Annotated in this window: 13 protein-coding genes; 7 read left to right on the top strand and 6 right to left on the bottom strand. The window is 66.3% G+C overall.

Translation table 11 applies throughout. The features are described 5' to 3' along the window. The first annotated feature begins 44 nt into the window (after positions 1-44). Positions 45-1,022, top strand: a complete 978-nt coding sequence (locus VIR09_RS23650) for a tripartite tricarboxylate transporter substrate binding protein (RefSeq protein ID WP_332015060.1) — start codon at positions 45-47, stop codon at positions 1,020-1,022. Positions 1,023-1,037: 15 nt separating this feature from the next. On the opposite strand, the gene VIR09_RS23645 is transcribed toward VIR09_RS23650, so the two are convergent. The 3 genes from VIR09_RS23645 to VIR09_RS23635 all read right to left on the bottom strand — a co-directional run bounded on the left by VIR09_RS23645 (position 1,038) and on the right by VIR09_RS23635 (position 4,678). Continuing rightward, positions 1,038-1,814: an ABC transporter ATP-binding protein gene (locus VIR09_RS23645; protein WP_332015059.1), complete on the bottom strand. Its 777-nt coding sequence runs from the start codon at positions 1,812-1,814 to the stop codon at positions 1,038-1,040. A gap of 5 nt (positions 1,815-1,819) precedes the next feature. Further along, on the bottom strand, positions 1,820-3,490 hold the full coding sequence (locus tag VIR09_RS23640; protein WP_332015058.1) for an iron ABC transporter permease: 1,671 nt from the start codon (positions 3,488-3,490) through the stop codon (positions 1,820-1,822). Between the two features lie 144 nt (positions 3,491-3,634). Then, complete coding sequence (locus VIR09_RS23635) at positions 3,635-4,678, bottom strand: Fe(3+) ABC transporter substrate-binding protein (RefSeq protein WP_173148277.1); 1,044 nt, start codon at positions 4,676-4,678, stop codon at positions 3,635-3,637. Between the two features lie 336 nt (positions 4,679-5,014). Here VIR09_RS23635 and VIR09_RS23630 point away from each other — a divergent pair, with 336 nt between their 5' ends. The 6 genes from VIR09_RS23630 (at position 5,015) to VIR09_RS23605 (ending at position 10,009) form a co-directional block, all read left to right on the top strand. Next, positions 5,015-5,791 carry a ferredoxin--NADP reductase gene (locus VIR09_RS23630; RefSeq protein WP_013393972.1) on the top strand — a complete coding sequence of 259 codons (777 nt, stop codon included), beginning with the start codon at positions 5,015-5,017 and terminating at the stop codon, positions 5,789-5,791. A gap of 186 nt (positions 5,792-5,977) precedes the next feature. Then, on the top strand, positions 5,978-6,505 hold the full coding sequence (locus VIR09_RS23625; protein ID WP_332015057.1) for a 2,4'-dihydroxyacetophenone dioxygenase family protein: 528 nt from the start codon (positions 5,978-5,980) through the stop codon (positions 6,503-6,505). 47 nt (positions 6,506-6,552) lie between these two features. Beyond that, positions 6,553-7,524 carry a tripartite tricarboxylate transporter substrate binding protein gene (locus VIR09_RS23620; protein WP_332015056.1) on the top strand — a complete coding sequence of 324 codons (972 nt, stop codon included), beginning with the start codon at positions 6,553-6,555 and terminating at the stop codon, positions 7,522-7,524. A 28-nt stretch (positions 7,525-7,552) separates the two neighbouring features. Then, the gene (locus tag VIR09_RS23615; RefSeq protein ID WP_332015055.1) at positions 7,553-8,344 is read left to right on the top strand and encodes an SDR family oxidoreductase; all 792 of its coding nucleotides are present in this window, start codon (positions 7,553-7,555) and stop codon (positions 8,342-8,344) included. A gap of 10 nt (positions 8,345-8,354) precedes the next feature. Beyond that, a complete protein-coding gene (locus tag VIR09_RS23610; RefSeq protein WP_332015054.1) occupies positions 8,355-9,074 on the top strand; it encodes an SDR family NAD(P)-dependent oxidoreductase in 720 nt (239 codons plus the stop codon). 104 nt (positions 9,075-9,178) lie between these two features. Continuing rightward, on the top strand, positions 9,179-10,009 hold the full coding sequence (locus tag VIR09_RS23605; protein ID WP_332015053.1) for an IclR family transcriptional regulator: 831 nt from the start codon (positions 9,179-9,181) through the stop codon (positions 10,007-10,009). Positions 10,010-10,060: 51 nt separating this feature from the next. Here VIR09_RS23605 and VIR09_RS23600 read toward each other — a convergent pair whose 3' ends face one another. From VIR09_RS23600 to VIR09_RS23590, 3 genes are all read right to left on the bottom strand, one after another. Then, positions 10,061-11,023, bottom strand: coding sequence for a tripartite tricarboxylate transporter substrate binding protein (locus VIR09_RS23600; RefSeq protein WP_332015052.1), 963 nt, complete (start codon positions 11,021-11,023; stop codon positions 10,061-10,063). A gap of 35 nt (positions 11,024-11,058) precedes the next feature. After that, the gene (locus tag VIR09_RS23595) at positions 11,059-11,442 is read right to left on the bottom strand and encodes an AtuA-related protein (protein WP_332015051.1); all 384 of its coding nucleotides are present in this window, start codon (positions 11,440-11,442) and stop codon (positions 11,059-11,061) included. Further along, a partial coding sequence (locus VIR09_RS23590; RefSeq protein ID WP_332015050.1) for an acyclic terpene utilization AtuA family protein occupies positions 11,439-12,478 on the bottom strand: 1,040 nt, incomplete at its 5' end. The genes VIR09_RS23595 and VIR09_RS23590, both read right to left, overlap by 4 nt.

Below are 12,478 nucleotides of genomic sequence, written 5' to 3'. Positions count from 1 at the left end.
ATGATGCGCCTCCCGACCCAACAACAAACCGGGATGGAGACATCATGCATCGCTACACATTCAATGCGCTGCGCGGCCTGGCCGCGCTGGCGCTGATCCAGGGCGCATCGGCCGCGCTCGCCGCCGGCTATCCGGCCAAGCCCATCACCTTCATCGTGCCCTACACGGCGGGCGGCACCACCGACCTGGTGGCGCGCACCGCTGGCCAGAAAGTGGCCGAAAAGCTGGGCCAGCCTGTCATCGTCGAAAACCGCCCGGGCGCAGGCGGCAACATCGGCATGGACGCCGTGGCCAAGGCCGCGCCCGATGGCTACACCATCGGCTTCGGTGCCATCTCAACCAATGCGCTGAATCCCTTCGTCTATCCGTCGATGCCGTTCGATCCCACCAAGGATTTCACGGGCGTCAGCATGCTGGGCGCGTCCACCGTGGTGCTGGAAGTCGGTCCGGCCTTGAAGGTCGATAGCGTCAAGGACCTGGTGGCCTACGCCAAGCAGCATCCGGGCACCTCGTTCGGCACGCCGGGCACCGGCACCTCCATGCATCTGGCCGGCGTGATGTTCGACCAATTGACCGGCGCCGGCATGCAGCACATCCCATACAAGGGCAGCGCCCAGGGCCTGAACGATCTGCTGGGCGGCCACCTGCCGGTGATGTTCGACAATCTGCCGGCGTCCCTGCCGCACATCAAGGCGGGCAAGGTGCATGCGTTGGCGGTGACCGGCAGCAAGCGCGCGCCGGCCTTGCCGGACGTGCCGACGCTGGCCGAGCTGGGCTACGAGGCTGCCGTGGTGGATCCGTGGTTCGCGGTCTATGGCCCGGCGAAGATGTCGCCGGAAGTGACCCGTGCCCTGAGCGAAGCCTTCCAATGGGCGCTGGCCTTGCCGGAAGTGAAGACCAAGCTGGAACAGGCCGGCTTCATGCCCTATGGCTCCACGCCGCAGGAAGTGGAACGCTTGACCCAAAGCCAGCACGAGGCCTTCAAGGCCTTGTCGCAGAAGGTGAAGCTGTCGGCCGACTGAGCGGCCGGCGCAGACTCAGCGGCCGCGGGCGTAGGCCTGCTCGCGCCGCTCTTCCAGCGCTTCGCGGCGGATGAAATCGCGCACGAAGTCGCTGGCGGGATGATGGTGCAGGTTGTAGGGCGTGTCCCATTGCGCGATGCTGCCCTGGGACATGACGCCGATGCGGTCGGCGATGGCGAAGGCTTCCGCCTGGTTGTGCGTCACCAGGATGGCCGTATGGCCGGTGGTCTTGAGGATGTCGCGCACTTCGAACGCCAGGCGCTCGCGCGTGTCCACGTCCAGGTTCGAGAACGGCTCGTCCAGCAGCAGCAGGTCGGGCGAGGGCGCCAGCGCGCGCGCCAGCGCCACGCGCTGTTGCTGGCCGCCGGAAATCTCATGGGGATAGCTGTTGGCGGCGTGCGCCAGGCCCACCAGTTCCAGCATTTCCTCGACCCGCCGGGCGCGCTCGAGGCGCGCCAGCTTGCGCAGGCCAAAGGCCACGTTCAATGCGACCGACAGGTGCGGAAACAGCGCGTAGTCCTGGAACATCATGCCCACGCGGCGATGCTCGGGCGCCACCTGCACGGTGGGCGAGGAAATGACCGTGCCGTCCAGCAGGATGCGTCCGGCCCGCACCGGCTCGAAGCCGGCAATGGCGCGCAGCACCGTGGTCTTGCCGCAGCCGGACTCGCCCAGCAGGCAGCCGATATGGCCGACGGGCAGGCCCAGCGTCAGGTCTTGCACCACGGGCTTGAGTCCCGCCGGGGTGTCATAGGCGAGGGAAAGGTGATCGAGTTCTAACAGATCGGGCACGATGATCAATGTCCCATTTTCAGATTGGTGCGCGCCAGCAGGATGACGGGGAACAGGCCGGCCAGCACGATGGCCAGCGCCGCGACGGCGCCTTCTTCATAGGTGCCGCGGGCAGCTTCGGCGTAAAGCCAGGTGGCGAGCGTGTCGAAATTCATGGGCCGCAACAGCAGCGTCGCAGGCAGTTCCTTCATGGCGTCCACGAACACCAGCAGGGCGCTGGCCGCCAGTGCCGGGCGCAGAAGCGGCAGATGCACGCGGCGCAAGGTGCCAGCCGAACTCTCGCCCAGCAGGCGTGACGCCTGCTCCAGCGACGGCGGGATGCGGGCCAGGCCGGCTTCCAGCGCTCCGGTGGAAATCGCCAGGAAGCGGATCGCGTAGGCGCAGACCAGCGCGCCCATCGACCCCATCAGGAACAGGCCGGTGCCACCGAATACCTTGGCGACCGCGGTATCGATCCAGACGAAAGGCGTGAGCAGGCCGATGGCCAGCACCGTGCCGGGTACCGCATAGCCCAGGCTGGCGATGCGCGCGCAGGCGCGGCCGGGATTGAAGCCTGAGCTCTCGCGTAGCGTGCGTCCGGCCCAGGCGACGATCAGTCCGCACAGCAAAGTGACGATGGTGGCGCTGAAGGCCACGATCAGCGTATTGCTCAAGCCATTGAGCAGTTGCTGCGACACGCCGCCCACCAGATGCATGCGCTTGTAGGTTTCCACGATCAGGTAGAGCGCGGGCGCGACGAAACCCGCCAGCACCGGGATCCACCCCAGCATTGCCGCAATCGCGCCAGCGGCGCCGCGCAGGCGGCGCGGCTGCATCGGGCGCATGCGCTGCGTGTTGGCGTAACGCTGGCGTTTGCGCCCATGGCGCTCCAGCAGGATCAGCCCGATCACGATCGCCAGCATGGTCAGCGCGATCTGGGCCGCGCCGGCCAGATCGGAACGCGTGACCCAGGTGGTGTAGACCGACACGGTCAGTGTCTGCACGCCCAGGAATTCGGAGGCGCCGATATCGTTCAGCGTTTCCAGCAGCGCCAGACTGACACCCACCACGATGGCGGGCCGGGCCAGCGGCAGGGCCACGCGGAAGAACACGGCAACGCGCCCGGCGCCCAGCGTGCGGGCCGCTTCCAGCAGGCTCGCGGCCTGCGTCATGAACATGACGCGGGTGCTGAGGTACACATAGGGATACAGCACGAAACCCAGCACGAAGATCGCGCCGTAGATCGAACGCAGGTCCGGCAGGCGGAACTGGCGCGGGCTGTCGTAGCCCAGTACTGCGCGGATCCCGCTCTGTATCGGGCCTATCGGGTGCAGCAGGTCCAGATAGGCAAAGGCGATGATGTAGGTCGGCACCGCCAGCGGCAGCAAGAGCGCCCAGGTCAGCACGCGGCGAGTGGGGAAGTCGTAGGCGGTCACCAGCCAGGCCGCGCCCGTGCCCAGCAGGGTGACCAGCACGCCGACGCCGGCCAGCAGCATGGCGGTATTGGCCAGCGCCTGGGGCAGCACATAGCTGGCCAGATGCTGCCAATGCGACAGATCACCGCCCAGCGCCCACCAGCCCAGCGTCAGGACGGGCGCCAATACGGCCAGCGCGATCAGGGCGGCGCCGGCCAGCCAGCCGGCCCCGCGTTCAGTCCAGCGCAGACGCAGCGGCCGGGGCAAAGAATCAGTGTGCATGCTTCAAGTCGATTGCATCAATGGCAAGGCCTGCTCCCTCCAAAAAAGGGAGCAGGCCCTACGCGCAAGCCTGGGCGCAGCCCGCGCGGGTGTCACTGCCACATGGCTGTGCCGCGCCGCAAGGCGTGGCGCGCCACGGGTTTATCAGTTGTCGAAACCGACCTTGTCCACCAGTTCGCTGGCTTGCTTGCGATGCTTGGCGATCTCGGTCAGCGGCAGCGGGTCCACCTTCAGTTCGCCAAAGCTGGCGATCACGGGGTCCAGCTTCACGCCCTTGCGGACGGGGTACTCGTAGTTGGCCTGGGCGTACAGGGCCTGGGCGGGCTCGGACACCAGGAAGTCCAGCAGCTTGACCGCGTTGGCCTTGTTGGGCGCGTGGGCGGCAACGGCCGCGCCGCTGACGTTCACGTGCGTGCCGCCGCTCTTGGCGTTGGCGAAGGTCGGGCGGATGACCTTGATGGCATCGCCCCACTTGCGCGCGTCGGTGCCGGGTTCCGCGTTCTTCATGTGGCCGACGTAGTAGGCGTTGGCCAGGCCGATGTCGCAGATGCCGCCGAGGATGTCGCGGGCCACGTCGCGGTCGCCGCCGGCAGCCTTGCGGGCCAGGTTGGCCTTGACGCCGCGCAGCCATTTTTCAGTGGCTTCGGCGCCGTCATGCGCGATCATGGAGGCGACCAGCGCGGTGTTGTAGGGATGTTGACCCGAACGGATGCAGACCTTGCCCTTCCACTTGGGATCGGCCAGGTCTTCGTAGCGGAAGGCTTCCAGCTTCAGGTCCTTTTCCACGTACAGCACGCGGTCGCGCAGCGACAGGGCGTACCATTTGCCATCGGCGCCGCGCAGGTTGGCGGGGATGACGGATTCCAGCGTTTGCGACTTGACCGACTGGGTCACGCCGCCGTCGACCAGATCCAGCAGGTTGCCGATGTCCACGGTCATCAGCACGTCGGCGGGCGACTTGGCGCCTTCGGCCTTGACGCGTTCCAGCAGGCCGTCCTTGACGAAGACCGTATTGACCTTGATGCCGCTTTCCTTGGTGAAGGCGTCCAGCAGCGGCTGGATCAGCTTGGGTTCCCGGGTGGTGTAGAGGCTGACTTCCTCGGCGGCGTTGGCCGACACGGTGAAGGCGGCGGCGCCGGCCAGCGCCAGGGCACGCAGCAGCGAATTCAATTGGGGACGCTTGTTCATGAGGAGGTGCTCCGGCTAGGGCTGCGGCGGGAATCCCGGATGTCCAAGCCTCCCGCTGCTCAAAACAGTCTGCTAACGAAAATGATTATCAAATGAGAACGCGACGATAACAGGAAGCAAAGCGGCGTTCAACTACTAGTAAGTCAGGCAGGCTTCAGGCTTGATCCCCATCAATACGGCATAAGCGTATTACGGAATAATGAGAGCAGTTATCATCGAGACCCTGTAGAATAGGGTCAACCCTAATGCCGGCCGCGTCTTTTTTGCGGCACGGAATGACCCAGCGGCACAAGCCGGGCCCAATAGCCCGGGGCGGTCGCCCTAATTTGATACGACATGGCTGCTTTCAACACTGAGCGCGTACTAAGCGTGCACCACTGGAACGACACCCTGTTTTCCTTCACCACGACGCGTGACTCGGCCTTGCGGTTCCACAATGGCCACTTCGTGATGATCGGATTGGAAGTTGAAGGCAAGCCCCTGCTGCGGGCCTACAGCATCGCCAGCGCCAACTATGAAGAGAACCTCGAGTTCCTCAGCATCAAGGTGCAGAACGGGCCGCTCACGTCGCGCCTGCAGCACCTGAAGGAAGGCGACACCATCCTGGTCAGCCGCAAGCCCGTGGGCACGCTGGTCGTCGACGACCTGAAGCCGGGCAAGCACCTGTTCCTGTTCGGCACGGGCACCGGCCTGGCGCCTTTCATGAGCATCATCAAGGACCCGGACATCTACGAACGCTTCGACAAGGTCATCCTGGTGCATGGCGTGCGCTGGGTCAGCGAACTGGCCTATGCCGACTTCATTGAAAAAGAGCTGCCGAACAACGAGTTCTTCGGCGATGTGGTACGCGATAAGCTGGTGTACTACCCGACGGTCACGCGTGAACCGTTCCGCAACCAGGGCCGCATCACGGAACTGATGGAAAACGGCAAGCTGTGCGAGGACATCGGTATCCCCCAGATCAACCCGGAAACCGACCGCGCCATGATCTGCGGCAGCCCGCATATGCTGGCCGATATCAGCGCCATGCTGGACAAGCGTGGCTTCACCGTGTCGCCGGGCGTGGGCCAGCCGGGCGACTACGTGGTCGAGCGCGCGTTCGTGGACAAATAAGTCCCGGCGCCGGCTTCAAGCCAGAAACCCATCGCAGCGATGCGATGGGTTTTTTGTTTTCTGGCATCGCGCAACGCGGCGCTGCACCGCAGCTAAGGGTTAGCCCGCTGTAGCCGCGGGCAGGGCAGTTCTTATAATTCGTCCATAAAGTAAACAATATGTCCATAATATGGAAGGATTGAAAGCATGCCTTTAGACAAGCCCGATGCCGAACCCTTGACGCCGTACCAGTATCCGAATCCGCCCCAGGCCTTGCCCGAAATCGTGATTCCGCATGCGATCCCCACCGACGAAAGGCTGTGGGTGCCGCAGGCCGAGAACGTCTGGTTCCGGCCGCTCTGTCTGAACGCCAGCCAAGGCTACTGGATGAACCTGCTGCGGGTGCGCAAGTCGGGCGTGCTAAGCCGTCACCGCCATCCACAGGCCGTGCATGGCTTCGTCCTGAAAGGCCGCTGGCGCTACCTGGAGCATGACTGGGAAGCGACCGAAGGCAGCTATGTGTTCGAGCCGCCCGGCGAAACGCACACGCTGTACGTGCCGCCCGACGTCGAGGAAATGATTACGTACTTCCAGGTCAACGGCGTCATGTACTACACCGACCCTTGGGGCAAGGGCATCGGCTATGAAGACGTTTTCACCAAGATCGACATGTGCCGCAAGCACTTCACCGAGGTCGGCCTGGGCGAAGACTACGTGAAGCAGTTCATACGCTGAATTCCGCATTCCCACCCGCAGCACATAAAACACAAACCGGAGACACCATGAAACGTCGTGCGTTCAATCGCTGCATTTTTTCCGCGTTGCTGGCTGGCGCCACGTTGGCCGCGGGGACCGCGGCACAGGCCCAGAATTTCCCCAGCCGGGCCATCGAGATGGTGGTTCCGTTTGCCGCGGGAGGCGGCACGGACGCCATGGCGCGCGCCATGGGCGACGCCTCGCGCTCGCATCTGCCGCAACCCATCGTGGTGCTGAACAAGCCCGGCGCGGCCGGCGGCATCGGCCTGACCGAAGTAGCCAACGCCAAGCCCGACGGCTACAAGCTGGCGCTGGTGACAGCCGACATGGTGATCATTCCCCACCTGGGCCTGACCAAGACGACCTACGAAAAGTTCACGCCCATCATCCAGCTCAACGCCGACCCCTCGGCGATCACCGTGGCTGCCGATTCGCCGTACAACACCATCGAAGCGTTCCTGGACGCGGCGCGCGCCAAGCCGGAGAGCATGCAGGTGGGCAACGCGGGCATAGGCTCGATCTGGCATCTCGCGGCCGCCGCGCTGGAGGACAAGACGGGCGCCAAGTTCAACCACATCCCCTTCAATGGCGGCAACCCGGCAGTGCTGGCTTTGCTGGGCGGACACATCGACGCGGTGGCGGTCAGTCCGGCCGAGGTCATGCAGTACGTCAAGGCCGGCAAGCTCAAGCCGCTGGCGGTCATGGCTGATGCACGCGTGCCCGGCTTCGAGAACGTGCCCACGCTGAAGGAGCGCAATATCGACCTGTCCATCGGCACCTGGCGCGGCATCGCGGCGCCGAAGGGCACGCCGCAACCGGTGCTGGACGCGCTGGGCGTCGCCTTCCGGCAGGCGGCCGCCGAGAACAGCCTGAAGCGCTTCATGGCGGAGCAGAACCTGGGCTATGCGGTGGCGGACCAGCAGACCTTCACGGCGCTGATGGAGCGCGACAATGCAACATTCAAGGCGCTGATCGAGAAATTCGGCATGCGCCAGTGATAGTGCGGATAGCAAAAAGGAGCAAGAGATGGATCTGGGCATTACTGGCAGGACCGCGCTGGTGGGCGGCGCGAGCAAAGGGCTGGGCTATGGATGCGCGCTGGCCCTGGTGCGCGAAGGCGTCAACGTGGTGATCGTGGCGCGCGGCGCCGACGCCCTGGAATCCGCGCGCCAGCAACTGCTGCAGGCGCGGCCCGACGACAAGACCTTCGTCAAGGCCGTGGCCGCCGACATCACCACGCCGCAGGGCCGCGAGGCCGTGTTCGCTGCGCATCGCGACTACGACATCGTGGTTACGAACGCGGGCGGACCGCCTCCCGGAGACTTCCGCGATTGGGGCAGGGAACAATGGCTGGGCGCGGTCGAGGCCAACATGCTCACGCCGATCGAGCTGATCAAGGCGACGGTGGACGGCATGGCCGGGCGCGGCTTCGGGCGCATCGTCAACATCACCTCCAGCGCGGTCAAGGCGCCCATTGATATCCTGGGTCTGTCCAACGGTGCGCGCAGCGGGCTGACCGGTTTCGTGGCGGGCGTGGCGCGCAGCGATATCGCGGCGCGTGGCGTCACGATCAACAACCTGCTGCCGGGTGCATTCGCCACCGACCGGCTGAGCTCGGCCCTGGCGGCATCCGCAGCCAAGACTGGGCAGGATGCGCAAGCCGTGCGCGCTCAACGCCAGGCGGCGATACCGGCCGGGCGTTTCGGCAATGCGGAGGAGTTCGGCGCCATCTGCGCCTTCCTGTGCAGTGTCCATGCGGGCTACGTCACCGGCCAGAATGTGTTGGCCGACGGCGGCGCCTATCCAGGCACTTTCTGAGCGAGCGGCAATGACGTTTCAAGCAGATCTGTTTGCCGGAAGGACGGCGCTGGTGACCGGCGCCACGCAAGGCATAGGCGCGGCCGTCGCCAACCGGCTTGCGTCGCTGGGCGCGCGCACGGTCGCCGCCGGGCTGCAGTCCGATGCGGGCGAGCTGGCAGCGGGCATCGAGGTGCGGCTGGGTGACGTCAGCCAGGCCGGCGACGTCGAACGCTTGCTGCAAGGCCTGGACGAACTGGACATCGTGGTCAATTGCGCCGGTATCATCCGCCGCGGCGCGGAATATGATCCCGACGTGTTCGAGCAGGTGTTGGCCGTCAACCTGACCGGCACCATGCGCGTGTGCAGCGCCGCCCGCGAACGGCTGGCGCGGCGCGGCGGCTGCATCGTCAACACCGCGTCCATGCTCAGTTTCTTCGGCGGATCGCTGGTGCCGGCCTACGCGGCCAGCAAGGGCGGGGTGGCGCAGCTGACCAAGTCGCTGGCGCTGGCCTATGCGGCGGACGGCATCCGCGTGAACGCGGTCGCGCCAGGCTGGATCGCCACGCCGCTGACCCGCGCCCTGCAGGACGACCCCGAACGTTCAGGACCGATCATGCAGCGCACGCCGCTGGGGCGCTGGGGCAAGCCGGAAGACGTGGCCGAAGGCGTCGCGTTCCTGTGCGCTCCCGCAGCCTCGTTCATGACGGGCGTGATCCTGCCCGTGGATGGCGGCTACCTGGTGGCTTGATGGGCCGTCGGGCCGTGTACGCGCGCCGGCGTTTGCAGGGATAATGGCGAGGCCGCGCCGCAGGGGGCGGCCTCGTTCGTATCGTCAACGCCACGTCTCCCGCCATGTCAGAACTGCCGCAAGTCGCCAATCCTCCCGCCGCGCAGGTGGCGGGCACAGCCGCCTTCTCGAAGTTCATGCACGTGCTGCAGGTGGTGGCCGATACCCCGGAATCCATGACGGTAGCGGAACTCAGCAAGCGTAGCGGCTATCCACGGCCGACGGTGTATCGCACGGTCGCTGCGCTATTGGCCGAACGCCTCCTGGCCGAACATCCCGTCACGGGAAAGCTGAGTTTGGGGCCGCGACTGATCCAGCTTGCCAGCCGCAGTTGGGGACGCTCCGAGATGCGGCTGGCAGCGGTCGAGAACCTCAAGCAGCTGCGCGACGTCACCGGCGAAACCGTGCATCTGGCCGTGCCCAACGGGCAGCACATGGTCTACATCGAGAAGCTGGAAAGCCCCAGCGTCGTGCAGATGAATTCGCGCATCGGCACCAACGTGTCCATGCATTCGACGGCAGTGGGCAAGGCCTACCTGGCCATGCTCGACGAGACGGCCCTGCAGGCTGCGCTGGAGATGCTGCCCCAGCCATACGCATGCCATACGCCCAGCACGGTCAAGGACCCGGCGGCGCTGCGCCGCCAGCTCGAAGTGGTGCGCGAGCGCGGCTGGGCCGTGGATGACGAAGAGAACGAGGCCGGCATCTATTGCTTCGGCGCTCCGATTTTCGGCCAGAACGGCGTGCCGGTGGCGGCCATCAGCGTGAGCACGTTGCGTTTCCGCCAGAAGCCGGACCCTGAAGCGGCTTATGTGTTGCCGCTGCTGGCTGCCTGCCGTGCGATCTCGCAACGCATCGCCGGGACCCCGATGCTGGCGAGCAGCGATTTGCTCTAGGGCGCAACGGGCGAGGCGGGTTTCTGCGCCGCCGCCCGCGCGCGGTCCTGCCTATTCGGGCTGGATACCCGCTTTCTTGATGATCTCGCCCCACTTCTTCGACTCGGCCTGCTGGAACTTCGCGAGTTCGTCAGGCGTGGAGCTTGCGGCATCCGTGCCGGTCTGCGCATAGAACTGCTTGGCGGGCGCGCTTGCGGTGGCCTTCACCAGCAATTCGTTCAGGCGCTTGACCACGTCCGGCGGCGTGCCGGCCGGCGCATAGGCGGCGAACCAGTAACCCATTTCGTAGCCCGGCACGCCGGCTTCGGCGATGGTGGGCACGTCCGGCGCCAGCGGCGAACGCGCCTGGCCGGTGACGCCCAGCGCGCGCAGCTTGCCCGACTTGACCTGGGGCAGGCCGGTGGCCGTATCGGTGATCATCATGTCGATCTGGCCGCCCAACAGGTCGGTGACCGCCAGCGGATTGCTCTTGTACGGTACGTGCAGCAGTTGCACGCCCGCCATCTGCTGCAGCAGTTCGCCGGCGATGCGGCTGCTGGAGCTGCCGCTGCCGAAGCTCAGCTTGCCGGGCGACTGCTTGGCCTGGGCCAGGAAGTCGCCCACGGTCTTGGCCTGCGAACTGGGGTTCACCACCATGATCTGGCCGCCCTTGCCCAGCAGGGTCAACGGCGCGTAGTCCTTGACCGGGTTGTAGGTCAACGTCTTGTAGAGGTGCTCGTTGGCGGCGTGCGTGGTGTTGGTGGTGATCAGCACCGTATAGCCGTCAGGGGCGGCGCGGGCGCCGGCGGCGGCGCCTATCATCGCGCTGGCGCCGGGCTTGTTCTCGATCACGACGGCCTGGCCGGTTTGTTCCGTGACGCCTTGGCCGATGGCGCGGCCGATCTGGTCGGTGGCGCTGCCGGCCGCGAACGGCACGATGAAGGTGATGGGTTTGGTGGGGAACTGGGCCATGGCGCTCAAGGGCAGGGCGGCGGCCAGCAGCAAGGCCAGCCGGCCTTTGGTAGCAATGCGCATGTGTGTCTCCTGTGGGTTTTTTATAGGAATTGAAATCAGGCGGCCGCGGGGCGGTCGCCGGGTATGTCTGGCAGCCGGGCGGCCAGCGCCGGGCTGACCTCGACCGTCATGTCCAGCAATCTGAAAGACAGGCTCTTGCCATGCGTGTCCAGGTTGAGGGCATCGTTGACGCCGCCGTCCAGCACGCCTTCGAGCACGAAGTTCATGGCGTGCAGCGTGGGCAGCGTGTAACGGGCGACACGCCGCGGATGGCGGTAGGCGAACCAGGCGGCGACGCGGGCTTCGGTGACCTGGACGGCCAGCGCTTCATAGCATTCCGGGTCCCAGGCGATCAGGCTCAGGTTGGAGATGTCGCCCTTGTCGCCCGAGCGGCTGTGCGCCAGGCGGTACAAGGGGACCGCGATCAGCGGCGGATTCATTGCGGGGCTTCCTCCAGGAAGGTCCAACCGCTGGGCACGGCGCCGCGCGGCAGGGTGCAGGACATCATGTTCAGGCGCGGGCGCAGTGCGGTGCGCACGCCGCCGCCGCCGGCCGGGCCGCAGGTATAGAGCGCGGTCACTTCGCGCAGCACGCTTTCCGCCAGCTTGCGGTCCATGTGTTCGGCCGCCATGCGCAGGCGCACGTCGCGCCCATGGCCGTCGGGCAGGCTGGACAGCATTTCGCCGGCATCGTCGCCCAGGATGCTGATGGCGCCGATCAGGTCGGCGCGCAGGCGCAAGGCCGGATCCAGGCGTTTGCGCACGATGTCGGCCGCCAGGCGGGCGCGCGCCTCGGCCTGCACGCCGGCGTAGGAGATCTCGGCCTCCGCCAGCCAGCCGCCGTGGTAGCAGACGTTGACCTTGAGTTCGTCGGGACGCGCATGGCCGGTGATGCCGCGCACCGCCACCCGATCGCCGCCCAGGTCGGCCACTGCGGCGAGGCTCAGGTCGGCGACGACGTCCGGCGTCAGGTAGCGCGCAGGATCGTGTACTTCGTACAGCAGTTGTTCCTTGACCGTGCGCGTGTCGACCATGCCGCCGGTACCGTCCGCCTTGCCGATCACGAACTCGCCGTCGGCGTGGATCTCGGCGATGGGAAAGCCCGCGGCATGCACGTCCGGCACGTCCTTGAGCCCCGGCACGCAGAAGTAACCGCCAGTGACCTGCAAGCCGCATTCCAGCATGTGGCCGGCCATGGTGGCACGGCCCAGGCGTGGCCAATCGTCCATGGCCCAGCCAAAGTGGGCCAGCGCCGGGCCCAGCGTCAGGGAGGGATCCGATACGCGGCCCGCCACCACGACCTGCGCGCCTGCCGCCAATGCTTCTGCGATCTCGGCGGCGCCGAGGTAGGCGGTGGCGCTGACCACGTCCAAGCCGTCCAGTGCGCCGCCCAGGCGTTGGCGCAGCAATGCCCGCTGCGCGTCGCTCGCGAGCGCGTCGCCGTGCACCACCGCAATGCGGGGCGCGGGCAGGCCTT

It is taken from the genome of Achromobacter sp. (assembly GCF_036567245.1).
GTDB lineage: Bacteria > Pseudomonadota > Gammaproteobacteria > Burkholderiales > Burkholderiaceae_B > Achromobacter.
Note: the sequence above shows the minus strand (reverse complement) of the source record. Positions and strands in the feature narration are given on the sequence as shown.